Below are 26112 nucleotides of genomic sequence, written 5' to 3' on the forward strand. Positions count from 1 at the left end.
TATTTTAATCAATTCAGCTTTAACTTCTTGATTTTCATCGTTCTAAATTTCCTTTTTAAAATATACTACCGCTTCATCCTTATCTTTTTCTGTTACATAGAATTTTCCTAATGCCAGATGATTATTCGAATTATCAGGATGAAAATCTAAATTCATTTCATAAGATGTTAAAGCTTTTTTAGGAAGATTATGACCTTCTAACATATAAGAACCTATATCATTTACGAGAGCCCATTCTGGCTTTACTTCACGGTTCATATGCACGCTTATTTTTTTATTATTATGGAAGATGGATTATTAATATTCGTAATATTTGATATATCAAATATTATAAAATTTTAATTGTACTGCTAACACGGGGTAATAGAATCAATTAATGATTCTAGCCTAAACCCTGAACCATTCATAAAACTTCCTTGAACCTAATACTACATTTTTTGAACCATACACAATATCGCGCTACTTGAGTTTCGAGATACTTTTGTAAAAACAAATGATAACATAAATCATTCTTAAGATTTCAATCACATAATTCGGTAATACATAAAAAATTATACCATGAAAAATCAAATAAATAAAGTAAGAATAATCCTAGCATTTGGACTTACATCATTTTACATCGCTTGTAGTGATGATGATAACATATCCCAAGTAGTAGCAATTCCAGATTCAATAACAGTTAAAGAATCAGATTTTTATCCCGAAGGAATTGTTTACAACGAATCCGAAAAAGTTTTTTACACAGGATCAATTCGAAAAGGCAAAATAATCAGTATTGATTTAAACGGGAATCAAGAGGTCTTTGCCGACGATGAAACTTTGACATCAGTTTTAGGCCTTATTATTGACAAAACAAATAATAGATTAATAGTCTGTAATACTGATCCTGGAGTAGGAATCAAAACTGATCCCTCGACAGTAGGACAACTAGCTCAAGTTATTATCTATGATCTATCAAATAGAAGTAAGATTTCTACTATCGACTTAGCAAGTTTACTACCAGGAGGTCATTTAGCAAATGATGTAACTATTGATCCCGACGGTAACATATATGTAACAGATAGTTTTTCGCCTGTAATTTATAAAGTAGATCTTTTAGGTAATCCTTCTATTTTAGTAAACAACCCCTTGTTTAGTGCTCCTGCGGGTGCTTTCGGACTAAACGGTATCGTTTATCATCCAGATGATTACCTTATTGTAGGCAAATACGACGAAGGAAAACTGTATAAAATTTCGCTCTCAGACACAAATAATATAACCGAAATAACGCTGAACGGAGCTGTTAACTCTGTAGATGGTTTATTATTAACAGATAATAACACATTAATATTAGCTAGTAATAATATAACTGGAGCTAATTTTGATGAAGCCATATACCAGATAGTAACCACAGATGATTGGGATACAGGAACTATTGTTAATACGTTTATAACTCCCTTAGGAACTTTTCCCACAACACTAGATGTAATTGAAAATGAACTATACGTTATTTATTCTTCGTTAAGTGCATTATTCGGTGGCGTAACACCACCAGTTGAAGAGTTTCCCATCCAAAAAATATCATTCTAAATTATTTATATCAAAACAAACAGTTATGTCAGAAAAATCAATAATGATTGTGAATGCAGTTTTAAATCCAAATGAAAAAGAAGCATTTACATACTATTCGGAACAATCAGTTCCATTATTTAAAGAAGCTGGCGCTATACCAATAGGAAAGTACAAAATTGCTAAAACTATTATCGGTTCTAAAAAACCACAAGTAGTTGTAATTATGGAATTCCCAAATAGCGAATCCATTATCAATGTTTTTGAGTCAGAAATTTATAAAGAATTACTGCCTTTTAGGGAAAAAGCGTTCCTTGAATTAGATGTTTTTATAGGAAAATAATCGAACAAAAATTATAATAAAATTAAACAATTATAGTATGAATACATCAACTTCAAATTTCGTAATAATATTTTTTGCAATCGCATTCATGTCTCCTTCGGTAGTAAATGCGCAAGAAACAGATTCTAAAGCTAAACAATTATTAAAAGCTATGACCAATGTAAATGGAGGTTGGGAAAAAATAGCTTCTAAAAAAGATGTCGAATTCACCTATATCTATCATGATTTAAAAAAAGGGAAAGACATTTCTACAGAACGCTATATTTTTGATAATGAAGTTTCTTGGGGAGAATACGAACAACACGAAGTTAACATATTACCTGGTCAAGCAGGAGTAGTTAAGCAGAATAAAATAAATGGGATACCTAAAGTTACTTTAAGTGGTAAAAAAATAACTTCCCAAGAAGCCGTAAATGGTACAAATTTCTTTAGATCGGTAAATTATTATTGGTTTACTATGATGTACAAGCTAGAAGATCCAGGTACAATACATAAATATTTAGGTCAAGAGACTGTTAATGGTGTAAAATATGATAAAGTACGTCTTACGTATGATGTTAAACTTGTAGGGAAAAAAGTAAATGATGAGTTCATTCTATTCTTTAATCCTAAAACACATTTAGTAGACAGGTTTATGTTTTCTTTGCCTGCTTGGGGAATAAAAAAACCGATATTAATTATGGTACTTGATTATGAGAAAATTGAAGACATACATATTGCTACTAAGAGAAAAGCTTTCGCTCCAAATGATTCTGGTGAATATTTTACGCTCGTTGAATTTACCACTAAGAATATTAAATTTAATAATGGGTTTACTATAGCAGATTTTAAATTATAAAATGAAACAAAGTAATATTAACTATTTTCATTTATCTAACGGAAGATTAACCTTTGGGATAGTCTTCCGTATATGACTACCTATTGGTTAAGAGTTATTACTAACTTCGGAATAATCATTTCTTATCCCAGAATCGTAAAATAGAAAACAACACAGGATATTTTTTTAATTTAGAAAACCAAATTTGAAAAACAATGACATTAACAATTCCCAGTGATTTTCATAAATCTTCTCAAGAAAATGATATCGTTCATACTCTAAATGAAAATACAGTTGTTTTATTAAACAGAAAAAATGAAACAAGTAGATCTAAAATAAACCTCACACAGCATTTAATTGCTTTTGGAATTGAAGGGAAAAAGTATTTTCATTCCCTTGATGATGATACAGCTCTTTATAAAAACGAAGCTATTTTTCTTAAAAAAGGATTGTTTTTAACAACAGAAAAAATAATGGAAAGTAATAATTATAAGAGTATATTATTTTTTGTTGATGATAATTTGCTGTTAGATTTTTTTAAAAAAAACGGGAAATACTTTCCATATACAAATAACTCAAAAGAAGAGTCACAAACTTATTTTAAATTTGATAACAGTCCTAATTTAGAAGCATATATAAAATCCATACTTATTTATTTTGAAAATAAAAGCCAACTTACTGAACCTCTTTTTAAGGTAAAATTTGAAGAGCTTTTATTAAATCTAGTAATAAATGATAAACAACATGTTTTCAAAGATTTTCTAACCAATTTAAATAAGAAAAACACGTACAATTTAAGTGAATTCATGAAAAATAATTTTACTCGTAATTTACGGATAGAAGACTTTGCATACTTAAATGGAATGAGTACTTCTTCATTTAAAAGAAATTTTGAAAAAACTTTTTATTTATCGCCCGCAAAATGGTTAAAAGAAAAACGAATAGAAAAAGCCGAATTTCTTTTACAGACCTCAGAAAAAAACGTTAACGAGGTCGCTATGGAAGTTGGTTTTGAAAATCCATCTCATTTTATTCAAGTTTTTAAATCACATCACGGACTTACTCCTAAAAAATTTCAACAGAAATTTTTTAGTTAGATCTCATTAAAAATTCTTTTGGACGCTATTAATTGGTTCAATTCTTTATAAAAATCAGATTTATTAATGAAATCCCCATGGTTGCTATAAATTCCTGTCATTGAATTTAATTCCTCCATTTCTTCATTGTAAACATCTATATTATCCACAAAATTAAGATCTTCTTTTACAATTCTTTTAGAAGCAATAGCTATATGAATTCTTTTGTTACACCTACATTTATTAGTAGTATTATAAACACCACAATTAGAATTTAAAAAACTACCAATTAGTTTCCTAGATTTTTGGAGTCGTTTCCTGAAATTTTCAGGAGAAATTTCGATTATCTCACAGGCAACATTACTTTTTATTTTAAGAATACTGCCTAGTATAAAAACTATTCTCAATTCTCTGGATAAACATTGAAGCATCGCTAAAGTGCACCCTGTTTTCATCTCCTTTTCTAACAAATCACTATCAGGCAAGTCATAACTCACAGGGTCATTAATCGAGTTTAATTCTTCTGAGAACTGACTAAATGAGATAGGTCTTTTTTCGAACGAAGTTTTCTTTTGATTAATTAAATAGTTTGTTGCAATTCTATAAACCCAAGTATTAAACTTACTTTTCCCTTGATATTTACTCAAATTAGTAATTACTTTTAATAAAATTTCCTGAGTAGCATCTTCAGCATCAGCCTTATTCCATAAAAACCGTATTGATAGATTATATACTAATTGATCAATGGACTTAATAAGTTTTTCAAGACTCCTTTTATCACCTTCTAAGCAAGATTTTATAAGTTGTTCTTCCATAATATATAATAAAAAGGCTAAGGCTTACCTTAGCCTTTTTTTGTTTTTCTTTAATCCGCTAAAATAGTCTGTAACAATAGTAATTCTTCTTTTAACTGACCAATTTGTGCACTTAATGTACCTTCCACTTCCTCTAATGGGACTGGAGGAGCAATTAATACGAAAGAGTAAATTGCATTATTGTCTGGTCCAGCTGTCACTCTAGAATACGCAACTCCTATACTATTGTCAGGCATTGTCATATACCAATCAATAGTCCCCAACTCTTTATTTATCTTTGTTTCTAAACCAATTTTAAGTTCACCATTAGGGGTTACTAATAATGCTGATTCTTGATCAGCTTCTTTAAATGCGCCAGTCCATTTAGAAAGGTTTAAAGGGTTTGCTATATAATCAAACGCCTTTTCTGTTGATGTTGTTAAATTAATGCTCTGAACATCATGATTCTTTATTACCATCATTCTTATATTTTTTAATAACCAATTTATTTTGGCTACATTATATTAGACAATCAAGAATGCGCACTGTGAAAATTTTTTACGTTTTTTTTCTACAGGTAACAAACTATAGTAAGAATGACTGTATTTTTAAACTAAATCAAGATAATTATGATCTTCTTTAAGCTGAGGTATCTATTATTTTTCAGAAAAGTAGTTCTTCGAATTTTCTTCTATTAGTTTTTTTAGATTTTCTAAATTTTCGTCTTCTTGCGTTTTCATAGAACTTGGCATAAAAGAAAGTAATGATTTTGCCCACATACTATTTCCCTTAATGTTGGATTTAGAAGTAATTATTGTCTTTCCACCTGCTTCTTTAAAAAACATTTCGTAATCTATATCCATAAAATCCATCGTAAAAGTCATTGCCATATGTTCATGAAGTTTCATGGCAGTTATAGTCTCTTCCATAACCATTTCTTCTCCACTATTATCTACATATACATTAGAAACTGCTCCAACCGTATTAGGAGTACCACTAACTAATTCTGTTCTTTTAAATCCCTTAATCCATTTAGGTAAATTAGAAACATCAGACATCACTTCCCAGGATTCATTAGCTGGTTTATTAACTGTTATCTCGTTTTCATAAGAAACGGATGGTGTAAAAAATCCAATCCCAAAAAACACTAATGTTAATACAATAATTAGATACAATAAATATTTTAAATACTTCATAATATGCGTTTTGTGTTCACCATAAATTTATCAAATTAAATTTAAACAGCTTACTCATAAAACCTGTAAATCAACACATTACTTTAATTCGAATAATCACAGGCTTCTGGCACTGAAATGTATTTATTTTCAATTTTATTCACTTCGACAAATTTATATATCCATTCCTTCTTATTATCTTTTATCGAGTATTGCTCTTTAATGATATCGAAATTAAAATTTTCTTTATCTACCAACTGTTCCCAAGATATATGTATGTAATGATTCGCGATAAAAGGCATATCGAATTTTTTATCCTTATAAGTAATAAAATGGAGATCTAGTTTTTTTCTCCGGCTTAGTCGTTTATTTTTTTTAGCTCTTTTTTTCATTACTATATGATTAAAAGCAGTATCATTGATAATAGTATCTTTTAAATTTTCAAAAAAATATTTCCCTGCATATTTCCGATTCCATTTTGGTGTTCTTATTTTTTTCACATAATCACAATCCAAATTAATTCTATTTGCTTTTAAAAAAGCCTCTTTTTCTAAATAAAAAATGGTTTGAAAACCTATTTTATGATCAATAAAATGGAACTTAAATTCTAGACTACCATCATTAACCACTAGAAGATGATAATCATTATTCTTAGAATTAATCAAAGCCACTTCCATATTAATCGGCATATTTAGGGATCTTTGACTTGTAAATCCTATCATGTAATCAAAAGTATACGTACGCTGAGCAGAAATTAATTGTATTGAAAAAATTGTAATTATTAATAGTAATATCTTATTCATTTTAGCTTTTCCAGTTATAAAGTCAAAACTAAGATATTTTAACTTTCTACACAGGTATTAAAATGTATACTCTTCTTTATCTTTATTCCAAGTTAAATCAATTTTAAAACTAATAAGATTTAATATACCTCTTCCTCTCTTCTAATTCTAAGAATTGCTTCCCATTACCAACAAGAAATTTTGTTGGAAGTGTTTCTCTATCATTAAATCGCTGTAGAAATACTATAAAGTGAAGATGTGGTCCTGTAGACCATCCTACATTACCGCTATATCCAATATGCTGTCCTTTTTTGATGACTTCACCTGGAGTCACTTTGGATCCATTTTTTTTGATATGCGTATATTCTGCAAAAGTACCATCAGAATGATACACTAGTATATAATTATTAAACTTAGCACAATCGGCACCTGTACACGTTTTATTATTCCCTTGTTCTACTAAAACCACTTTCCCTTCTCTAGACGCATAAATGGGTGTCCCTACAGGCATTCTAAAATCTAATGCATATTCATTATAATGAGATATCTTGCCATTATAACCTTGGGTTACCATATGCTCCGTACCTTTTTTAAATGGTAAGTGATATGGATAATCAGTATCATAAGATTCTTGTAAATGATTTCCATGATTATAGCGAACACTAAACCCTAAACGAATGGCTTTTTTTCTATCTACCACTGTTAAATCAGCAATATAAAATTTTGTTGTTTGTTCAGGGACTTCTATGATCTTAATATCCCCAATATTTGAAGTAAGATTCTCTATCTTAAAATCTATCTCTACCGAAACTGGGCAAAACTCCCCATTATCTGCATAAATTGTATATCCATTATCTGTTTCTTCGTAATAGACTTTAAAATTATCTTGACCAAAAGTAGTTATCCATAATAAACTAACAATCCAAAATACAGCGCTCCTCATATTCAATTCATTTCCAATTACTAGCAGAAAATAAGCTTTTTATTTTGGAATTACTAATGGATTATATTTTAATAAACCTAAACAAAAGTTAGATTAATAATTAAACTTATACGTTACTCCACCTAACACCTGTACTCCTTGTACAGGAAAGTTCACCCAACGTTCATAGTTTTGACCCGCAAGATTATTGCCTTTTATAAAAACAGAGAGTTTGTCATTAAATCGATATCCAAGGTTCACATTAGCATCAAAATAGCTATCTAATGTTATGGTAGCTTCTGGTGTTGGCGGAGTAAAAGCAACGGCAGTATTGATATCCTTTCGCTCACCGACATAAAAAAGTTGTGCTCCAGCGAACCATTGATCAGTAATCTGATAATCTAATAATACAGATGCTTTTAACTCTGGCAGATTCCAAGCTTCTTGTTCATCTTCGGTATTATAGCTAAAATATTCTCCAGAAACTCCCAATTTAAATTTCTTATTGATATTAAAATTTAACTCTCCATATCCATTCAGTGTTAGAATATCATCATATCGATATGCAAATGAATTACCAAAATCATATCCTTCTAATTGTAATATTTCTGGTCTATTGTTTACAAACAAAGCCTTATCATTTTCTGATATATATCCTCCTCTAAAATTATAACTTACTATATCAGAGATTTTTCCTTTTAACCCTACGTATGCATCAAATTGATTATGAGTAGGCGTTAACACCAATGTTGGAGATATATATGGATTTGCCTGTACCGCATCTCTATACGTGTTTTGTTTTAATCCACCTTCCAATCCTCCATAAGCAATTACTGCTTCATCTAATAATCGATAAGACGCTGTAACTTTAGGATAGATAAAAAAGTCATTGTCATTATTCTGGCTATCAATACTATAAAAAACTGAAGCACCCAAATTTAAAGTTAAATTATCTCTTAGCACTACAAGACTTGGTTGTATTCCTAGATTAAGAATACTAAAATCATTTGGAGTTTGTAATACCTGATCTAATGGTCGATCAAAACTTCCACCCAAATAATCAACGATGAAATCCGTAGTAATTAATTCATCTACAATTTCGAATTCAAATGTGGGTGTAAAAACTGCATGATGTTCTGTAGAGCTTAATGCATCCCCAAAATATCTATAATTTAGCGAAGCTCTTTTAAAATATAAATCATCAAACTGCAATTTGCCCCCCAACTTGGCCCCAAAATAATTTTGTTGAGGGTCAATTGCATCAATTTGTGCCTCTGTTAATGCAGGAGTTTCGGGTAAACCATACCAATTATACAATTGATGCTCTGCTCCTACTTCTATTCCATATGTAAAGTCTTTGGTTCGTGAAGTATAATTAAGATCCAAAAACGTATTATAAAATTTATCGTCTAGCGCTACATCTTCTATTCCTCCCTGAGAAGAATTATGATGTAAGTACAACCCCATATTATCTGTACGATTTATCTGAAAATTGCTATAAAACTCCGCTAATACAGATGTAAAATTACCAAAACCTAAAGTAGCATAATTATCATACAACGGTATTTTCTTTGGTTTATCAATATTAGCCGCTCTTCCTTTTGCAGGAGTAAATGTTGACGCTACCGGAACCGAAAAAATACTATATCGCAGCTGTTTTTTCTTTTGGGTAACAGAATCATTAAGAATCGGTGTAGACTTTATTTTAAATGCATCACTAATCGTAGGTGTATATGTTTTAACAATAACTACACGTTCTGTTTCTATGGTTTCCTCTTCTTCTTTTTCTTGGGCCACTATTGCGGTAACACTAAACGCAAAAACACAAGTAAAGGAAATTAATTTCTTGATATATCTCGACATAAATTGCTAAGAGTTTATAACTGATTATTATTGTTCGGTTTGGATGGATGAATTAGTTTTTGCCTCTTCGGCTTTGATTTTTTTGAGCTCGGATCGTGCTTCGTCAATTACATCTTGATAATCAGTAAAGTTTTTGATAACACTTTCTAAAATATAAGTTGCTTGATATGCATCTTCTAGTCCATAAAAGTTTTTAGCCATTAGCACTAAACCTTTAGCACCATATAATTTATATCCTGAAAAATCTTTTGCTAATTTTTGTACAGTTTCGTTTGACTCTTTATAGTTACCTTCTTTATTTTTAAAATACGCTTCATAATATAAAGCTTCTGCGGCTAACTCACCTGTGGCAATTTTTCTAACTTCGGAATATGCTCTTTTTGCTCGAGTATCATCTGCGGTTTGTAAAGCAGCACGAGCAATAAAAATCTGAGCATCACTTTTTACATCATTCTGTATTTTTGGATTACTCAATACTTTTTCTGCGTATGCAATTGTTTCTTGATAATGTACTAGTTGATAATGCGATTTCATCAAATTAGATTGCGCAAATATAATGTTCTGAGGAAAATCGGCTGATTTTTCTAATCGTTCCAATACAGGAATTGCTTCATTATAATTACGATTCTCTAAATAGATCTGAGAAAGTCTAGCCAATGCTTGCTCCGTAAACTCCGTTCTATCTTTTTCTAACACATATTTATAATGTGGGATGGTTGCTTGTTTATCTCCTTTTTTATAAAACAATTGTGCTATATAAAAGTGACTTTTTAATGCATGTAATCCATTAGGAAACTCGCTTAAATATTTTTGAAAACCGGTAATTGCAGCATTATCATTATTTTCCAAAAACTGTTTTTCTGCTGCCTCATATGATGTATTATCTAGATCTGCATCTGTAACATCCACAAAACTCAATCCTTTTACCCAACTCGAATACTCATCCGTTCTACCTAAATCTACATAAATCAATCTTGCGGTATTAACGGCTTGGATTGCTTCCTCTGTTCCAGGATAATCAGCAACTACACTCTTAAACTTTGTGAGAGCCCTATTTCCCTGATCGCCATTATAATAAATTAATCCTTGTTTTAACAAAGCCTTTGGCACGTAAGAACTTCTCGGAACTTCTCTGATTAATCGATCGTATGCTTCGATACCTCTCTGTGTATTATTCTCTGCCACATATGTATTTCCTAAAGCAAACATTGCATCATCGCGATATGTGGATCGTGTATATTTTTTAATAAAAAGCTCTAGATCACTAATCTTCTTATCATTCTTTTTTACAAAACCATAACTTATTGCTTTCTGATAATGTGCATAATCAGAATCAGCACCACCATTTTTAATTGCCTTATTATAAGCTTCCATTGCTGGCCAATATTTTCGGGAAATAAAATGACTATCTCCTAACCTTAAATAAGTATCCGTTAATTGTGTTTCATCTATACCTCTTTTTTTAGAATAGGTATCAAAAAACTCTGCAGCCTGTGGGTATTGTTTTAGTTTAAAATAGGTATAACCAATATTATAATCTATTCCTTCATATTCAATTGTTCCAGCAGCTCCGTCTTTTCCTTTAAATTGTTTAAATCCTATAAGTGCTTCTTCAAAACTATTTTGCAAATAATCACATTCTGATTTCCAATAAATTGCTTTTGCTGTAAATTTCGGATCTGTTTGTTGTGCCAACGATTTATCAAAATATAATTTCGCCTCCGCATAATTCGCTTCATTATACAACTCTATTCCACGAAAATATGCTACTTTTTGATATACTACTTTATCACCAAAATTGCGACTTCCCTCTAGCAAATCCATGGCTTCCTTATAATTCTTAGAAGTAATATAGGAACTAATTAACAATTCCTGAATTTCTTCTTTAAACTCAGAATTAGGATATGCTTCTGCATAAGACAATAATACTTTTGGAGTACTCTCATATGAATTACCAATCTCATAACTTAGCTTAGCGTAGTTATATAAAGCATCTTCTTTTATCTTAGCTTCAAAATCCATTTCGGAAGCATTCTTAAATGCGTTTAATGCTTGTTGTTTCTGATCTGTTTTTAAATAAGATTCTGCTAAATGATAATATGCATTCTGTGCAGTTTCATTACGCCCATCTACTATTTTATTAAACTCTGAAATAGCATTAGTATAATCTCCACCTTTATAATACGCATACCCTAATTGATAATAATCCGTATTATTCCATTTCCCTTTTCTACCTCTATATGCCTTTAGGTGCGGAATTGCTTTATCATATTGTCCTAAATTAAAATAACTTTCTCCGATGATTTTATTTAATTCTGACTTTTCCGAAGGTTTAGATCTAGAAAGTTGACCTAACCCATCATTAATTGCATCCTGAAACTTTCCAGACTTAAAATTCATATCACTCTGGAAATAGGATAAATTCTTATTGTATTTATCGAGATCTTTAACCTCATCAAACAATTTATCGGCTTCCTGATAATTATCTCCTTCATATGCGATGAAACCTAGATAGTACTTGGCCTGAGCTCCATATTTATCAGTTTCTTCTACTTTAGTTAAGAATTTTTTAGCTTCATTAAATCGTTGAATTTTAAAATATGCATATCCGTTATTAAAGTTGAACTTTTCTTTTTCGGAACGACTCATATTCCCCTCATCTACTTTGTCATACCATTTACGAGCATATGCATACTTACCATTATCAAAATAATAATTTGCTACATCCAGATATGCTGCATTACGTTTTATACTTGTCGGATACTGCACCACAAATTCTTCCATCAAATCGTCCGCACCTTTTTGATTTAACCATACAGCACAATTTGCTATATAATAAGTACATTCTGCATCGATATTTTCATCGTCTACAGCATCTCTTACTTTATCAAAAAGATTTTGAGCAGCTAGAAATTGCTTATTGTTATAAAGTTCTAATGCCTGATTGTACAGTACTAGTTCATTTGTGTAAATTGCTGATTGTTGTGCAGAAATCTTCGAAGATAGGACCGCTACAAAAAGCATCAAAGTGATGTATTTGTTCATGTAAATATTTCTTTCAAAGTTTAGACTCTGGATAATACCAAAGTTCCAGTTTAATAGAAATCTCAAGGATTGACCTTGACCAATTTTTCTTAAAGTAAATATCGTTTCCCGCGAATAAATTTTGTGTTAAAGATACCCTAATCTTCATACTAATAACGAAATATTTTGGAGATAATTACATTAACCTTCATTTTTTGGATCAGATATAATTTGATTTATGATTTTAGTATATTTTTTTGCCCCTTTATGGTTAAGATGATCAGGGTCGTAAAAATCTGTATCTTCTATCCTAATATCTTCTCTTAGGTTTATATAAGTTACATTCTTATAATGACTTGCTAGATCTTTACACGAATTGGTAATTTTCTCTAATTTACTTGGGTTAAGTAGTTTTAAATACTCATTATATACTGGCATATCAACTAAATAAACATTGCATTTTATTTTTTTGCAATAGGCTATAATCGATTGAAGTCTAATTAAATTTTCTTCGAAATCCATTAAAAAATCCTCATGCCTTTTTGCCGTAGCTCTACTTCCTTCTACTAAAGGTATATTGTTTGTATTTTCATAGTATGTCCCCCAACCCTTATCATCACACCCGATAATTGTTCCTTTATACATATAATCGTGAAATAAAGTAATTGATTTATCAAAACGACGAGTCAATGAGAGACTATATTTTTTCACATCTAGTGGATTAATAATGGGAACATCTAATTCCATTTGATTATGGTAAAAATATTTACGCCATCGATCTTCTTTGGTATTCTCCAGTTGACTTAAACTATAATAACCGATAGTAATAACTACATTTTTTAGATTAGGAAGACTATCTACATGCTTATCAAACAATAATTGATCAAAATACAAGCTCTGACTTATATTAGATGCATTAAAAGTTTTGGTATCCATAAATTCTGGATTAATACCGAAAAAAGCATGAGAATCCCCTAAAACCAATGTCTCTATGTCATTATAAGAGTTACTAATCATTCTATGCTTATAAGAATAATTAGATTCTACAGTTCTATAAAAACACTCTAATGCTACCCAAATAAAAAGCAGTGGTAGTAGAAATAAGAATATTTTTTTTATAAAAACCTTCATAGTTTAGAATTGAAAATAAATAAAGGTTTGTAAATCCCCTGCATAGTAAAACACGACGAATACCGTAACATAATAAATTAGATATCGAATGCTTTTAGACGATATATACTGAATATCCAATAAGTGTTCTCTTTTTTTCTGAAACCATTCTATGCCTAGATATCCAATCAATAAAATCAAAAACAACTTATTCCCTTGTGGAATAGAAAAAAGTGTTGATGAAAAAATACGATCTAGATACCCAAAGGCTTCCGTGATTGAATCTGCTCTAAAAAAAACCCAAGCAATAGTAACTATAAAAAATGTAATACTCATTCTTAAAAAATCAACTACTATTGAATTTTGATTTTGGAGAAAAACCCCAAATTTTGTTTCATTATTTATAAAAACTGTAAATATCAATATGATTCCATGAATCAATCCCCAAAAAATAAATGTAAGATTAGCTCCATGCCATAACCCACTTAGCAGAAAAACAACAAGAATATTAAATACCAATCTAAATTTTGAAACACGATTACCTCCCAACGCAATGTATACGTAATCTCTAAACCAAGTAGAAAGCGAAATATGCCATCGTCTCCAAAACTCAATTAAGTTCTTTGATAAATAAGGGAAATTAAAATTTTGCTTTAAATCAAACCCTAACAATCTTGCAGAACCAATAGCAATATCCGAATAACCTGAAAAATCTCCATAAATCTGAAAACCAAAAAATATAGCACCACATAACAAAGTGCTTCCTGAATATGCTGTATAATCTTCGAACAGTCTATTAACTATTACCGCACAATTATCCGCAATTACCATTTTCTTGAACAAGCCGCCCAAAATTAATCGCAAACCATCAATACTCTTACTATAATTAAAAACTCTACTTTTATTAAACTGAGGCAAAAGATTAGAAGCTCTTTCTATAGGTCCCGCAACTAACTGCGGAAAAAATGAAACAAATGCAAAAAATGAAATGAAATCATTGGTAGCGCGTATTCTTTCTCTGTATACATCTATTGTATAACTCAATGTCTGAAACGTATAAAAACTTATACCTACAGGTAAAACGAGTTGCAATGAACTATAAGATATTGGCTTACCAAATAACAAAAATGCCTCTGTGAACGTTTCTATAAAGAAATTAAAGTATTTAAAGACGAATAAAACACCTAGATTAAAGAATAAACTAATTCCCAAAAGTATTTTTTTTCTAACTCTAGTTGTGGTCTGCAATTGACTAGCAACCAAAAAATCAATCATTGAACTTAAAAATATAAGCGATAAAAATCTCCAGTCCCAAAAAGAATAAAACAAGTAGCTTACCGCTAGAAGAAAGATATTTTGAATCTTTTTTGAGCTGTTAAAAACGAACCAATACAAAACAAAAACGATTGGAAAGAACAACGCAAAATCAACGGTATTAAATTGCAAAATATGAGCATATGAATTCTCTGGAAAAATACTTAAAATCTACGTGGATAAAAAAACATTTTTAATAAATACATTATTGCATAAACTTTTTACTTTTACTAAAATTAATAAAATCAGAATTTCATACTATGTCCGATATGGTTTTAAGCCTTAAAAATGCTTCAATTTATCAACGAGAAAATTTAATTCTTTCAGATGTTAATGTCGAAGTTAATAAGGGAGATTTTGTATACCTGATCGGTAAGACCGGTACAGGAAAAAGTAGTTTCATGAAAACACTTTATGGAGACATTCCTCTAATAGAAGGGGAAGGAAGTATTGTTGATTTTGATTTAAGTACTTTAAAAGAAAATCAAATTCCATTTCTTAGAAGAAAATTAGGAATCGTTTTCCAAGATTTTAAACTTCTTAATGACAGAACTGTAAAGGATAATTTATTGTTTGTACTAAAAGCGACTGGATGGACTGATCAAAAAGCGATGGATAGTAAAATTGATGATGTCCTTGATAAAGTAGGCATGAAAACAAAGGATTTTAAATTCCCATACCAATTATCTGGTGGAGAACAACAGCGTATTGCTATTGCCAGAGCACTACTTAATGATCCAGAATTAATTCTTGCCGATGAACCAACTGGAAATTTAGACCCTCAAACTTCTGTAGAAGTTATGGAAGTACTACAGGACATCAATAAAAATGGTAATACAATTTTAATGGCTACTCATGATTATGCATTGCTATTAAAATATCCATCTAAAACTTTAAAATGTGAGGGTAACAAAGTTTTTGAAGTGGTTCAACGAAAAGGATAATTCTACAAATTAATACAATAATGCGACTAGTAACCCTCGATGACTTTATAGAGACTTACACTAAGTTTAGGCAAAGAGGACTGTCTTTTATTACCTCTAAACTAAACATTAATAGTATTAAAAGAACAAAAAGTGCTTTTAATGAATTAGATATACAATCTGCTAATTGGTGGATCATTCCTAAAATTCAAGAGCGATGGAATCAACTTATAACAGGAGACTCTAAAATTGAATATGAAGACTTTGTGATGAAAAAGTTCTTATCAAATTCTAAAGATCTAAAAATGCTGTCATTAGGCAGTGGAATTTGTAGTCATGAACTCACATTTGCAAGCTATAAGAATTTTAAAGAGATCGTATGTATTGATATTAACGAAGTACTTTTTGACGCTGCTAAAAAATCAGCATCAGAGCAAGAATTGGATAATATTAATTTTAAAATTCAAGATCTGTATTCCTATAATTTTCCGGAAAACTATTTTGATATTGTTTTTTTTCATGCCTCATTACATCATTTTAAAAACATAGAAGAGCTTGTCGGACAAAAAATAAAAAGAACCTTGAAAACGGATGGGAAGCTAATAATTAATGAGTTTGTGGGACCAAATAGATTACAATTCCCAAAACATCAAATAAAAGCTACCAATAGTGCTATAAAACTCATCCCTAAACCCTATAGAAAAAGGTTTAAATTAAATTTGTTTAAAAATAGAATTTATGGCTCAGGCATTATTAGAATGATCCTGGCTGATCCGTCTGAATGTATAGAATCAGAAAAAATATTACCTGCTATTCATAAAAACTATACCACAATTTATGAAGCTTCTTATGGTGGTAATTTGTTAGCAAATGCACTTAAAGACCTATCCCACCATTTTTTAGAATTAGATTCAGAAAAAGAAGTTGTACTAAATAAATTATTTGAGTATGAAGATAATTATTTAAAAAACCACTCCAGTGACTTTGTATTTGGAATTTACCAAAACACTACTAGTTGATTGAGCATACTAAGAATCATCTTTTTTATATACATGTGGATTTTCTCGAATTCCCTTTTTAAATATTTTTCGAACCCCCATTCTTATTGATGAATCGATTTTCAATATTTTATCTCTAAAAAATTGACCTGGCCAACCTCTAAAAGTAGTTACATGGAAAGATCTTTTCGCATCTACTGGTTCCGTAGAGAAATAATAATTAGAAATACAACATCGTACCTTATCCACTTTTACCTTACCAACAGAATGCCAAGAATTCTTATGAGTAGCCATAACGACTAATCTATTACAACGAGAATTTATAGATATTGGTTCGCTTTTAAGTCCTTTTGGCCATAGTTCTAAGTTTCCTCCATTTTCTGACATCCAATCCGGTGTTACATAATATAATAAATTAAGTACACGCCAAAGTTTGACATCCTTATCGTGAGAATTATCTAGATGCGGGTTCAAATAATTTCCTTTGCCCATCATCGAAATTCCTCCTGCATATAAATCTCCATCAGGTTTTACACTGCTATATTCGCATATTTTGGAGATTAAATCAACAATCCTCTTATCCTGAAAAGCATAAATAGTCTCCTCTAATAAAGGGTGATATCTATTCATTTGGGCAGCTACATATTTATACTCTCTTAAACTCCTTTTTACTTTTATATCCTTCGTACTAGGAAACTTATCAAAAATTTCACTAGTTAAATGTTCTGGTAGCAGATCATCTAAATAAAAATATCCAATACCCTCACTGGTATGAGCAAAGTGTTTTTTTAAAACTTCTTCATTATCTTTGAGCTTTAAAAAAATGAGATCAGCAATTTTATCTCTATTAGGGTGATTCATCTATCCAATTACAATTTTGTCTTAAAAATAATTATAAACTTCTAGTAAAACATCTATAAATGTTATCAATTTTGATCCCTGTCTATAATTATAACATTATTCCGTTGATTAAAGAGGTTCATCAGCAAATTTCATTATGTAACGTCTCTTTTGAAATATTAGTGTTTGATGATCATTCAGATCATTTCATAAAAGAAAATGATGGTGTTCATGAATTATCAAATTGCTCTTTTAAGAAATTACCAAAAAATATAGGCAGAAGTGCTATTCGGAATCTATTAGCCTCTAAAGCAACATATGATTCTCTTCTCTTTATAGATGCTGGAACACTTCCAGAACGCAAAAACTTTATTAAAACATATCTAGATAATATAAACCATAAGGTTATAACGGGTGGAATGACTTATTTAAAAAAGCCACCCAGCAAACCTTATCGCCTTAGATGGATGTATACTAAAAAAAGAGAATCTTTAGCTAACAGAAATAAAAGATCTATCGTTTGTTCATCGAATTTTTTAATTCAAAAAGAAATTTTTAAAACCATAAAATTTGATGAATCTTTAGAAAAATATGGATGTGAAGATGTAGTATTTTTTGATGCTATTGCTAAAAAAAACATTCCAATTACATATATTGACAACCCTGTAGTACATGATGCTAATGATAATGCAGAGGCTTTTATTATAAAAACAGAGCAAGCCATTGAAAACCTAATTGTTTTAATCAATACCAATAAACTTTCTTATGATAGATACAAGGTTTCTAGTATTTACTACAAAATAAATAAAATAAAAATCGACAAAATCATCTCATTTACCTTCAGAATTTCGAGAAACCTTCTTAAAAGAAATTTCAATTCTTCTTATCCTTCTATGGTATGCTATGATTTTTATCGTTTAGGTTACTTTTGTTTAATTAAAAACAAGATATAGTGCCTTTTTTCTCCATCATTATTCCACTTTACAATAAAGAAAAAAATATCGAGAAAACGATACAATCCGTATTCGCTCAAAATTACACGAACTATGAGATTATAATCATAAATGATGGTTCTAATGACAACAGTGAAAAAATCGTAAATACTTTTACGGATGAAAGGCTGCGATATTTTTTAACAGAAAACAAAGGAGTTTCTAACGCTAGAAATTTTGGGATTGACAAGGCGAATGGAGAGATTATTGCCTTTCTGGATGCAGATGATTATTGGTATCCAAATCATCTCGAAATATTATTTCAATTATATAAAAAATTTCCTGATGCTGGTTTACTAGCAACATCTTATGAGAAAAAATTTAATACAAATTCTATATTTTTAGCGGACTTTAAGAGCATAAAAACGGATAGTAATTCTTTCATAATTATTGATGATTATTTTGATTCTAGTTCCATTGATGCTATTGCATGGACTTCGGCCAGTGCAGCTCCCAAAACTGTTTTAAATGCAATTAAAGGTTTTGATTCTTCTATAACACACGGTGAGGATACAGATCTTTGGATTCGTATTGCATTACGGCATAAAGTAGCTTTGGCAACATATGTCACTGCCACATATAATCTAGATGCCAAAAATCGATCAAAAGAAATAAACATAAAGAACAAAAACTTTATAAAGTTTGAAAAATTTGTTGAAGAAGAAAAACATAACCCTTCTTTAAAAATATATCTAGATGCTAACCGATATTCTATAGGATTAGAATATAGAATTGCTGGAGATTATTTGACCTCAAAAAAATATTGTGAAAATATTAATTGGAAAAACCTACATTGGAAAAATAGATTTTTAATAAAACAACCTAAAATAATATTACTATTGCTAAAAAAAATCCAGAATATTTTAATTTCTATTTTTAGGCTAAAACTATCTAGTTTTAAATAGTTTAAAATCATTAAAGCTTCTGATATAATCTTCTTCTTTATATACATCAGAAGCTAATACTAAACAAACTGATCCAGAAGAAAAATTTTCTAACTCTCTCCATATTCCAGATTTAATCAATAATCCTTTATTGGGTTTATTAAGAGTTATTTTCTTTTGATTTTCCCCGTCATGTAAAATCACATCAAAACTACCACTTAATGCAATCAAAAATTGTTGTAAATTTTTATGCGCATGACCTCCTCGACTTGCATCACTAGGGACATCATACAAATAATATACTCTTTTTGTTTCAAAAGGTATAACATCCTTCTCTACCACCGCAATATTACCCCTAGGATCTTTTATTTTAGGAATTTCAATAATTTCACAATCCTCGGCGGTTGTCATATTTTCTATTTTTTGGAAGGAAGTATTGCTTGCCATTGTGGTATTATATTTTCTATTTCAAATTTTGAAACACTAGAGATCGTACCATTTTTACATTTTTGATAAAAAGCCTGATCTTCTATCATTTTATTTAAAGCCTCCGTAAAAGCCATTTCTTTATTTAAAGGCACTAATATACCATTCTCACCGGTAACAATCACTTCTGAGGGACCTGATTTACAATCTACCGACACTACTGGCGTCCCCATAGCTAAAGATTCTATTAACACCATCGGAAAACCTTCGTAGTTACTGGTTAATGTTGTATACAAAGCTTTTTTTACATAAGGAAATGGGTTTTCCGAAAATCCTTTGAAAACCACATAATCTTCAATCTTTAATTTTTTAACCAGATTTTGAATCTTTATTTTATCAGGCCCATCACCGATTATAAGAAGTCTTATACCTTGTTTCGGTAATCTTGATGCAGCATATGATTCTACTAGAAAACTATAATTTTTGGAGTCTTCAGAAATTCTACCATAAGATAAAATGTAAGGATAACTAGGTGTCTCTACATTTACCTCAGACATCGTATCCCAACGTTTTCTATCAAATGCATTATAAATACAACTTCCTTTACTTAAACCATATTTTTCTTTAAAATGACATACTGCTTCTTTAGAAACTCCAATCAATTCATATGCATCCTTATATAACAATTTTCCTAAAAATCTATTATCAGGAAAATAAATACCGATATTATAACTGTGAATAATAAAGACTGTATCCGTCTTTTGATACACAAAAGTATTAATAAACCATTGTCTAAACCACCAAGGTCTTGGAGCTGCATCGATGATATAATCAAACTTATTTTCTTTAATAAGTTTTCTACTAATTACAAATTTTCGCCAACGTTTGTGCAAACCCTTATTAGAAGTAGTAAGCAATTCTAAATTTACTAGGCTTCCTTTATAATCGTAAACAATATCATCAAGAATACTAACAATCGTAACATCATACCCAGAATCTTCTAGCATTCTCGACAAAATAGCACTTGATCGCTCAGCTCCTCCCGCACCTAAGGAAGAAACCATCAGACAAATTTTTATGCTTTTGTTTTGCGTCACGCTAGTTAAATTTTCCTATCTGGTCCAAAAAAAGATTTTCTGAACACTAAAATCAACAATAAAAAATAAAAGACATAATTAAAAAGATATGCCATAGAAGCACCAATAAACCCGAATTGGTTTATCAAATAAATACTTGCAAAATATAAAAATGTAAACGAAATAATTTCTGTAATTATATAATACCAAAACATTCTTTTAGCCAAAAATTGATATGCTATCACTAATGATGCTATTTTAAAAAGATCCCCAAACAATTGCCAGATAAACAAGGGTTCCATTGCGGTAAAATCATTTGAAAAAAGAATTTCAATTATAATATTTCTCAAAAAATAAATAATCAAAAATCCAATAACAAATATTGGTAAAATCGTCTTATAAAAATTAAAGACTTCTAATTTAAAATTTTTGCTACTACTTATTTCAGACAATCTAGGTAATAAATATATAGTTAACAAAGTCGTTATAAATAACATGTATTGACTACTAATACTCTGTATTGCTTCCCAATAACCGGCTTCTTCTAAGCCTTCATTAGCAATAATAAAATTTCTTATTCTGATCAAAATAGCCGGTAAAACGGTTACAGAAACCAATGTCATAATGGCAAATGAGCTTAATCTTTTTAGATATTTTGGCGATATCTTAGTAGATGGCAAAAATTTAGTAACATCTTTTTTATTCAGTATGATTACAATGGTAAAACATAATGATACCGCTGGATTTATGATAATAGCCCAAAATGCACCTTCTAGTTTATATTCCCAAACTAAGATAACTGTGATCAGCAAACCTAAAATACTACTAGCAATATTGAGTAGTATATACATCTTATATTTAGAATATCCATTAATTATTGCCAAACACAATGTGTTTACAGAATAAAAAGGTAGTGCTATTGCTATTGCTTTAAAAACAAAATTATATTGATAACTACCACCAAAAACCAGATTATTCCAAAATGTTGGAAACAAATAAAGCCAGGTAGACAAGAAAATGGTTACGACAAAACACAAAAGATAGGAAGTTGATAACATAGACCTAATCTCCTTATTATCACTCTTAAATTCTGCAATATATTTTACAATTCCATTATATAAACCTAGAGTACCGATTGATTGAATAGAGGTCAGAACATTTCTAAGATTACCAATCAATGCTAATCCTTCTGGACCTAAAAATATAGCAACTACCTTAAGACTTATAAAGCCGGTTATCATTTTCACGAAAACACCAATGGCATTAAAAGAGCTAACTTTAATTAAAACATTATTTTTTAGTTTATCAAAGTATGAATCCACTCCTTTAGTATTCGTTTAAGGTTTTTATAATCTTACCAACCTCTTGATCGGTTAGGCTTGTATTAAGGGGAATACTAACAACTTCTTTGTGCATTCTTTCCGTTATAGGTAATGAAAGTTCTGAAAACTCCTTTAGGGCATTCTGTTTATGTGGTGGAATCGGATAATGGATATGGTATCCAATTCCTAAATCATCTAAATATTGACAAAATTCTAAACGATTTTTGACTCTAACCACAAAAAGATGAAATACATGATTCCCGGAACCGTCCCAACCTGGCAGAACAATCTTATCATTTTCAATTTCTGAAAGATACCTTTTCGCAATTTGTCTTCGCCTTTGATTATCTTCCTTCAGGTCTTTTAACTTCTCCAATAAAAATGCTGCTTGCAGTTCATCCAATCTAGAATTAACTCCTAAATAATTGTTTTCATATTTTTTAGAAGAACCGTAATTCCCAATACTTCTTACCATATCCGCTAATTCTTTATTATTAGTAGTTATTGCACCAGCATCTCCCAATGCTCCTACATTTTTTGCAGGATAAAAACTAAAAGAAGAAGCATTACATAAATCACCTACCAACCTACCATCGTCATATATTGCTCCGTGCGCTTGAGCGGCATCATCAATTACAAGTAAATTATATTTCTTTGCGATTTCATTGATTTCGTTCATTTGTGCTAGTTGACCATACAAATGAACAGGCACAATGACTTTAGTTTTATTAGAAATATGTTTTTCAATTCTATTAATATCTATATTAAAAGTATCTCCATCAGGTTCCACCAACACAGGTTTTAATCCCGCATATTTAATAGATAAAATTGAAGCTATAAATGTATTTGAAGGAACAATTACTTCGTCTCCAGAATTAATTTTTCCAAGTTCAATATATCCTTTAAGGATTATTGTTAACGCATCTAGTCCATTACCAACACCAATACAATACTTAGCTCCACAAAACTCGGCATAAGAATCCTCAAACTCTTTAACAAAAGTTCCTTTAATATATCTACCCCCATCCAAAAACTTAGAAAAACAATCTTTATATTTTTCATGATAACGACTATTTATTTTATGAAGATCTAGAAATGGAATCAACTGTTTAGGGTTTGTCATTATCAAAAATATCTATCTACATTTATGAATTATCTTGTACAAAAAGAATTCAGTAGGATTCAGTTTTTATTATTACAGTATTAAAAATACCTTTACAGCAAAGATATTTGTTTTTGTGAAAGCCCATAAAAACGTATGATAATTTTTTAAAGTCTTTAATATAGGGACTTAACGTTACTTGAATGAAAATATTATTAGTAGGAGAATACAGTCGATTACACAATTCGCTCAAAGAAGGTCTAATAAAAAATGGACATGAGGTAACTATTGTGGGTAATGGTGATGTATTTAAAAAATTTCCAATTGATATAGATGTTGATGGAAGTATTGTAAAAAACAATTTTGTACTTAATAAGATCAGACACTTAATTTTTAAAATTACTTCGATTGATATTGCATCTGTGGAATCCTACATTAAATTCAAAAAAAATAAGGCCTCTCTATCCAATTATGATTTTGTTCAATTAATTAACGAAACTCCTTTTAATATTGGACAATATTTCGAGAAAAAACTTTTAAAATTTCTTTTTCAAAACAACAAGAATGTTTTTTTACTTGCTTGCGGCGATGATTTTAGATTTATTTCTTATTTACTTTCTGGAAAATTCCCATACAGCACCGTAAGTCCTTTTTTAAAAGACAACACTCTAAAAAAAGAATATAAACACACTTTAAAATTCGTTTCTAAAAAACAAAAAAGCATACATGATTTCGTCTTTAAAAATATAAAAGGGGTGATCCCTGTAAGTGTGGAGTATCATATTGCATATAAAAACACTCCTAAAGTATTACCACTGATTCCAAATCCTGTAAATATTGACTCTATCAAGATAATCCCTTTCGTAAAGCATAAAAAGATAAAAATACTTCACGGAATCAATACTTCAAATTACTTAAAAAAAGGAAATGAATATTTTGAAAATGCTTTAACCATTATTACTAACAAATATCCTGATAAAATCGAATTAATTACCACCAAAGACCTCCCGTATAACCAATACATCAAACACTTCTTATCTGCAGATATTATATTAGACCAAGCTCAAGCTCATGATCAAGGGTATAATGCCTTAGAAGCTATGGCAATGGGCAAAGTGGTTTTTACCGGTGCTGGAGAAGACTTCAGGAAATATTATAATCTTAAAGATATTGTAGCAATTGATACATACCCTGATAGTTCTAAAATAGCTCAAGATCTCGAAAAACTAATTCTTAATACTGATATGGTTTTTGAAATAGGAAAAAATGCCAGGGCATTTGTCGAAAAGGAGCATCATTACATTAATGTCGCAAAAAAATATATTGAAACCTGGAAAACATATAGTTGACACCTAAACAACCAACTCATAAAAATCCTGTGTATAGATTTCGCATCCTAACTCCTCCTTCTGTTTTAACAATCCAAAATTATTTTCAGTAACTGTACCCATATCGAAAAAGCGATACCCTTCTTTTCTATACTTATCAATTAAAGAGATAAAAAGAAAATCCAATGCTCTATATTGCTCACCTTTATCAGTAACCGCTCCATATTGAGACTTTACTACTCCTTCATTTTTAAAAATGGTAATTCCTGCAAGAACTTCTTTATCTAAACTTATGACAAACTGTTTTATAGATTCGGGAAACTTCTTTTTTAGCAAATGGATCTCTTGAAGTGTATGAACAGGTTTTACATTATGCTTTTCTTTCAGCCTTGGTATCAAGACACTATTCCAGAAACCTGAAAAGTCATTTACTTCTTGTATTTCAAAACCAATATCTTTCCTTTTTTCATAATGCTTAAGTTTACTCTTATGAATGCTAGATGGTAGACTATAATCTATAGCTAAATTTAGATCTCTACGATAAATTTTCCCTCCATGTTCTAACAAAAAAAACGTGAACTCATTCGTTGGCTTTTTATTGTAAAAAATTGGAATAGTCTTAACAAATAGATTACGAACTTTATAAGAATCAAGAAATTTAATTATTTCAGAAAGAATATTTCTTACTTTTTCTCCTCCAATACTCTTTTTAAGAATTATACCTCCATAGGTTAAGCCTTGATGCGAATAAACCGCTTCATTCTTGATGTTAGCAGGAAAAACAGCTATCAACGTTGAATTATTAAAAACTAATAAAGAGAAATCAAGGAATCTATCAGAATGATATTCCATAAAATCCCGGTTAAAAAGAAAAGTACCGTTCTTAGAGTTATCTATAAAATCATTCCATAACGAATAATCTTCTTTTTGATATTTTTTAATTGTATACGTTGACAAAATAAGTATTTATGAAAGTGAAAATAGCTAATTTGTTTGAGTATCTGGAATATAAAACTTACTTTTAGATGATTAAGTAAGAAGTTATGCTTCTTTTCTTAAAAAAAGGTAATAAAAGTTTATACCCGCAATTGCTGTATTAGTAATTATTATTGGCAATGACCAATTGAGTAAGACCCCATAAATTACAAAAGCCACACACCCCACAGTATTTATTAGACGAAGTTTTTTGATATTACGCATCAAAAATGATACAAGCACCATAAATGATGCAAAATACCCAACTAGTTCTATTATTAAATTTTGATCTAAAGACATAAAAAAATGTATTTTATCGATAAAAAATGTATTTTACCGTTATTTTGAAGAATTTTACAAGTTTATAGTTATTTCAAAAAATTACATTTGCACCGATAAAAAATTATACTAATAAGCAATTACCCCCACAAACGAATTAATCCCAAAACCATAATTACCCCAAGATTTCGACAAAAAA

The 26112-nt window shown here is 29.9% G+C and carries 26 protein-coding genes; 9 read left to right on the forward strand and 17 right to left on the reverse strand.

Annotated elements, in window-relative coordinates; all coding sequences use genetic code 11:
* Window positions 1-42: 42 nt before the first annotated feature.
* Window positions 43-258 carry a hypothetical protein gene (locus tag NMK29_RS15045; protein WP_108802411.1) on the reverse strand — a complete coding sequence of 72 codons (216 nt, stop codon included), beginning with the start codon at window positions 256-258 and terminating at the stop codon, window positions 43-45.
* A 300-nt stretch (window positions 259-558) separates the two neighbouring features.
* Here NMK29_RS15045 and NMK29_RS15050 point away from each other — a divergent pair, with 300 nt between their 5' ends.
* The 4 genes from NMK29_RS15050 to NMK29_RS15065 all read left to right on the forward strand — a co-directional run bounded on the left by NMK29_RS15050 (window position 559) and on the right by NMK29_RS15065 (window position 3805).
* On the forward strand, window positions 559-1569 hold the full coding sequence (locus NMK29_RS15050) for an SMP-30/gluconolactonase/LRE family protein (protein WP_108802410.1): 1011 nt from the start codon (window positions 559-561) through the stop codon (window positions 1567-1569).
* Between the two features lie 25 nt (window positions 1570-1594).
* A complete protein-coding gene (locus tag NMK29_RS15055) occupies window positions 1595-1891 on the forward strand; it encodes a DUF1330 domain-containing protein (RefSeq protein WP_108802409.1) in 297 nt (98 codons plus the stop codon).
* A gap of 37 nt (window positions 1892-1928) precedes the next feature.
* The gene (locus NMK29_RS15060) at window positions 1929-2729 is read left to right on the forward strand and encodes a DUF6503 family protein (RefSeq protein WP_108802408.1); all 801 of its coding nucleotides are present in this window, start codon (window positions 1929-1931) and stop codon (window positions 2727-2729) included.
* Between the two features lie 194 nt (window positions 2730-2923).
* Complete coding sequence (locus tag NMK29_RS15065) at window positions 2924-3805, forward strand: AraC family transcriptional regulator (protein WP_108802407.1); 882 nt, start codon at window positions 2924-2926, stop codon at window positions 3803-3805.
* Here the strand turns inward: NMK29_RS15065 and NMK29_RS15070 are convergent.
* From NMK29_RS15070 to NMK29_RS15110, 9 genes are all read right to left on the reverse strand, one after another.
* Window positions 3802-4599: an RNA polymerase sigma factor gene (locus NMK29_RS15070; RefSeq protein WP_108802406.1), complete on the reverse strand. Its 798-nt coding sequence runs from the start codon at window positions 4597-4599 to the stop codon at window positions 3802-3804. The genes NMK29_RS15065 and NMK29_RS15070 overlap by 4 nt on opposite strands.
* A 50-nt stretch (window positions 4600-4649) precedes the next feature.
* On the reverse strand, window positions 4650-5060 hold the full coding sequence (locus tag NMK29_RS15075) for a hypothetical protein (RefSeq protein ID WP_199915030.1): 411 nt from the start codon (window positions 5058-5060) through the stop codon (window positions 4650-4652).
* Window positions 5061-5234: 174 nt separating this feature from the next.
* Window positions 5235-5774 carry an SRPBCC family protein gene (locus tag NMK29_RS15080; protein ID WP_108802405.1) on the reverse strand — a complete coding sequence of 180 codons (540 nt, stop codon included), beginning with the start codon at window positions 5772-5774 and terminating at the stop codon, window positions 5235-5237.
* A gap of 83 nt (window positions 5775-5857) precedes the next feature.
* The gene (locus tag NMK29_RS15085; RefSeq protein ID WP_108802404.1) at window positions 5858-6556 is read right to left on the reverse strand and encodes a hypothetical protein; all 699 of its coding nucleotides are present in this window, start codon (window positions 6554-6556) and stop codon (window positions 5858-5860) included.
* Window positions 6557-6665: 109 nt separating this feature from the next.
* Entirely contained in the window at window positions 6666-7478 is an 813-nt protein-coding gene (locus tag NMK29_RS15090) for a M23 family metallopeptidase (protein ID WP_108802403.1), read from the reverse strand.
* A gap of 93 nt (window positions 7479-7571) precedes the next feature.
* The gene (locus tag NMK29_RS15095) at window positions 7572-9320 is read right to left on the reverse strand and encodes a TonB-dependent receptor (RefSeq protein WP_108802402.1); all 1749 of its coding nucleotides are present in this window, start codon (window positions 9318-9320) and stop codon (window positions 7572-7574) included.
* A 27-nt stretch (window positions 9321-9347) separates the two neighbouring features.
* Window positions 9348-12365, reverse strand: a complete 3018-nt coding sequence (locus NMK29_RS15100) for a tetratricopeptide repeat protein (RefSeq protein ID WP_108802401.1) — start codon at window positions 12363-12365, stop codon at window positions 9348-9350.
* A 180-nt stretch (window positions 12366-12545) separates the two neighbouring features.
* Window positions 12546-13475 carry a hypothetical protein gene (locus NMK29_RS15105; protein ID WP_108802400.1) on the reverse strand — a complete coding sequence of 310 codons (930 nt, stop codon included), beginning with the start codon at window positions 13473-13475 and terminating at the stop codon, window positions 12546-12548.
* A 3-nt stretch (window positions 13476-13478) separates the two neighbouring features.
* Window positions 13479-14729 (reverse strand): MBOAT family protein, encoded by a 1251-nt coding sequence (locus NMK29_RS15110; protein WP_369862842.1) that lies wholly within the window; start codon window positions 14727-14729, stop codon window positions 13479-13481.
* A 299-nt stretch (window positions 14730-15028) separates the two neighbouring features.
* Between NMK29_RS15110 and NMK29_RS15115 the strand changes: the two genes are divergently transcribed.
* Both NMK29_RS15115 and NMK29_RS15120 read left to right on the forward strand, forming a co-directional pair.
* Entirely contained in the window at window positions 15029-15712 is a 684-nt protein-coding gene (locus NMK29_RS15115; protein WP_027393755.1) for a cell division ATP-binding protein FtsE, read from the forward strand.
* A gap of 20 nt (window positions 15713-15732) precedes the next feature.
* A complete protein-coding gene (locus NMK29_RS15120; protein WP_108802398.1) occupies window positions 15733-16710 on the forward strand; it encodes a class I SAM-dependent methyltransferase in 978 nt (325 codons plus the stop codon).
* A 9-nt stretch (window positions 16711-16719) separates the two neighbouring features.
* Here NMK29_RS15120 and NMK29_RS15125 read toward each other — a convergent pair whose 3' ends face one another.
* A complete protein-coding gene (locus NMK29_RS15125; protein WP_108802397.1) occupies window positions 16720-17550 on the reverse strand; it encodes a 2OG-Fe(II) oxygenase in 831 nt (276 codons plus the stop codon).
* 59 nt (window positions 17551-17609) lie between these two features.
* On the opposite strand from NMK29_RS15125, the gene NMK29_RS15130 reads away from it, so the two are divergent.
* Together NMK29_RS15130 and NMK29_RS15135 are read left to right on the forward strand one after the other, a co-directional pair.
* A complete protein-coding gene (locus NMK29_RS15130) occupies window positions 17610-18482 on the forward strand; it encodes a glycosyltransferase (protein WP_108802396.1) in 873 nt (290 codons plus the stop codon).
* A complete protein-coding gene (locus NMK29_RS15135) occupies window positions 18482-19426 on the forward strand; it encodes a glycosyltransferase family 2 protein (RefSeq protein WP_159092133.1) in 945 nt (314 codons plus the stop codon). Before NMK29_RS15130 ends, NMK29_RS15135 begins: the two co-directional genes overlap by 1 nt.
* On the opposite strand, the gene NMK29_RS15140 is transcribed toward NMK29_RS15135, so the two are convergent.
* The 4 genes from NMK29_RS15140 to NMK29_RS15155 are packed head-to-tail and all read right to left on the reverse strand — an operon-like array spanning window position 19409 to window position 23352.
* Window positions 19409-19816 (reverse strand): FdtA/QdtA family cupin domain-containing protein, encoded by a 408-nt coding sequence (locus NMK29_RS15140; RefSeq protein ID WP_108802451.1) that lies wholly within the window; start codon window positions 19814-19816, stop codon window positions 19409-19411. The two genes, NMK29_RS15135 and NMK29_RS15140, sit on opposite strands and share 18 nt — an antisense overlap.
* Window positions 19817-19821: 5 nt before the next feature.
* Entirely contained in the window at window positions 19822-20895 is a 1074-nt protein-coding gene (locus NMK29_RS15145) for a glycosyltransferase (RefSeq protein WP_108802394.1), read from the reverse strand.
* 38 nt (window positions 20896-20933) lie between these two features.
* Window positions 20934-22229, reverse strand: coding sequence for an O-antigen translocase (locus NMK29_RS15150; protein ID WP_234424222.1), 1296 nt, complete (start codon window positions 22227-22229; stop codon window positions 20934-20936).
* 4 nt (window positions 22230-22233) lie between these two features.
* Window positions 22234-23352 (reverse strand): DegT/DnrJ/EryC1/StrS aminotransferase family protein, encoded by a 1119-nt coding sequence (locus tag NMK29_RS15155; protein ID WP_234424221.1) that lies wholly within the window; start codon window positions 23350-23352, stop codon window positions 22234-22236.
* Window positions 23353-23534: 182 nt separating this feature from the next.
* On the opposite strand from NMK29_RS15155, the gene NMK29_RS15160 reads away from it, so the two are divergent.
* Window positions 23535-24680 carry a glycosyltransferase gene (locus NMK29_RS15160; RefSeq protein ID WP_108802392.1) on the forward strand — a complete coding sequence of 382 codons (1146 nt, stop codon included), beginning with the start codon at window positions 23535-23537 and terminating at the stop codon, window positions 24678-24680.
* 3 nt (window positions 24681-24683) lie between these two features.
* Here the strand turns inward: NMK29_RS15160 and NMK29_RS15165 are convergent, their stop codons facing one another.
* Together NMK29_RS15165 and NMK29_RS15170 are read right to left on the reverse strand one after the other, a co-directional pair.
* On the reverse strand, window positions 24684-25616 hold the full coding sequence (locus NMK29_RS15165) for a GNAT family N-acetyltransferase (RefSeq protein WP_234424220.1): 933 nt from the start codon (window positions 25614-25616) through the stop codon (window positions 24684-24686).
* A gap of 84 nt (window positions 25617-25700) precedes the next feature.
* Window positions 25701-25934: a uroporphyrinogen decarboxylase gene (locus tag NMK29_RS15170; RefSeq protein WP_108802390.1), complete on the reverse strand. Its 234-nt coding sequence runs from the start codon at window positions 25932-25934 to the stop codon at window positions 25701-25703.
* Window positions 25935-26112 lie beyond the last annotated feature (178 nt).

It is taken from the genome of Aquimarina sp. Aq107 (genome assembly GCF_943733665.1).
Taxonomy (GTDB): domain Bacteria; phylum Bacteroidota; class Bacteroidia; order Flavobacteriales; family Flavobacteriaceae; genus Aquimarina.

What these genes read in the sequence shown, in the direction of transcription:
- NMK29_RS15080 (WP_108802405.1), bottom strand. Translation starts at nt 5,774, where the DNA reads ATGAAGTATTTAAAATATTTATTGTATCTAATTATTGTATTAACATTA.
- NMK29_RS15070 (WP_108802406.1), bottom strand. Translation starts at nt 4,599, where the DNA reads ATGGAAGAACAACTTATAAAATCTTGCTTAGAAGGTGATAAAAGGAGT.
- NMK29_RS15115 (WP_027393755.1), top strand. Translation starts at nt 15,029, where the DNA reads ATGTCCGATATGGTTTTAAGCCTTAAAAATGCTTCAATTTATCAACGA.
- NMK29_RS15085 (WP_108802404.1), bottom strand. Translation starts at nt 6,556, where the DNA reads ATGAATAAGATATTACTATTAATAATTACAATTTTTTCAATACAATTA.
- NMK29_RS15140 (WP_108802451.1), bottom strand. Translation starts at nt 19,816, where the DNA reads ATGACAACCGCCGAGGATTGTGAAATTATTGAAATTCCTAAAATAAAA.
- NMK29_RS15120 (WP_108802398.1), top strand. Translation starts at nt 15,733, where the DNA reads ATGCGACTAGTAACCCTCGATGACTTTATAGAGACTTACACTAAGTTT.
- NMK29_RS15060 (WP_108802408.1), top strand. Translation starts at nt 1,929, where the DNA reads ATGAATACATCAACTTCAAATTTCGTAATAATATTTTTTGCAATCGCA.
- NMK29_RS15155 (WP_234424221.1), bottom strand. Translation starts at nt 23,352, where the DNA reads ATGACAAACCCTAAACAGTTGATTCCATTTCTAGATCTTCATAAAATA.
- NMK29_RS15160 (WP_108802392.1), top strand. Translation starts at nt 23,535, where the DNA reads ATGAAAATATTATTAGTAGGAGAATACAGTCGATTACACAATTCGCTC.
- NMK29_RS15145 (WP_108802394.1), bottom strand. Translation starts at nt 20,895, where the DNA reads ATGGTTTCTTCCTTAGGTGCGGGAGGAGCTGAGCGATCAAGTGCTATT.
- NMK29_RS15105 (WP_108802400.1), bottom strand. Translation starts at nt 13,475, where the DNA reads ATGAAGGTTTTTATAAAAAAAATATTCTTATTTCTACTACCACTGCTT.
- NMK29_RS15125 (WP_108802397.1), bottom strand. Translation starts at nt 17,550, where the DNA reads ATGAATCACCCTAATAGAGATAAAATTGCTGATCTCATTTTTTTAAAG.
- NMK29_RS15065 (WP_108802407.1), top strand. Translation starts at nt 2,924, where the DNA reads ATGACATTAACAATTCCCAGTGATTTTCATAAATCTTCTCAAGAAAAT.
- NMK29_RS15045 (WP_108802411.1), bottom strand. Translation starts at nt 258, where the DNA reads ATGAACCGTGAAGTAAAGCCAGAATGGGCTCTCGTAAATGATATAGGT.
- NMK29_RS15055 (WP_108802409.1), top strand. Translation starts at nt 1,595, where the DNA reads ATGTCAGAAAAATCAATAATGATTGTGAATGCAGTTTTAAATCCAAAT.
- NMK29_RS15050 (WP_108802410.1), top strand. Translation starts at nt 559, where the DNA reads ATGAAAAATCAAATAAATAAAGTAAGAATAATCCTAGCATTTGGACTT.
- NMK29_RS15170 (WP_108802390.1), bottom strand. Translation starts at nt 25,934, where the DNA reads ATGTCTTTAGATCAAAATTTAATAATAGAACTAGTTGGGTATTTTGCA.
- NMK29_RS15100 (WP_108802401.1), bottom strand. Translation starts at nt 12,365, where the DNA reads ATGAACAAATACATCACTTTGATGCTTTTTGTAGCGGTCCTATCTTCG.
- NMK29_RS15075 (WP_199915030.1), bottom strand. Translation starts at nt 5,060, where the DNA reads ATGATGGTAATAAAGAATCATGATGTTCAGAGCATTAATTTAACAACA.
- NMK29_RS15095 (WP_108802402.1), bottom strand. Translation starts at nt 9,320, where the DNA reads ATGTCGAGATATATCAAGAAATTAATTTCCTTTACTTGTGTTTTTGCG.
- NMK29_RS15110 (WP_369862842.1), bottom strand. Translation starts at nt 14,729, where the DNA reads ATGATTGATTTTTTGGTTGCTAGTCAATTGCAGACCACAACTAGAGTT.
- NMK29_RS15090 (WP_108802403.1), bottom strand. Translation starts at nt 7,478, where the DNA reads ATGAGGAGCGCTGTATTTTGGATTGTTAGTTTATTATGGATAACTACT.
- NMK29_RS15130 (WP_108802396.1), top strand. Translation starts at nt 17,610, where the DNA reads ATGTTATCAATTTTGATCCCTGTCTATAATTATAACATTATTCCGTTG.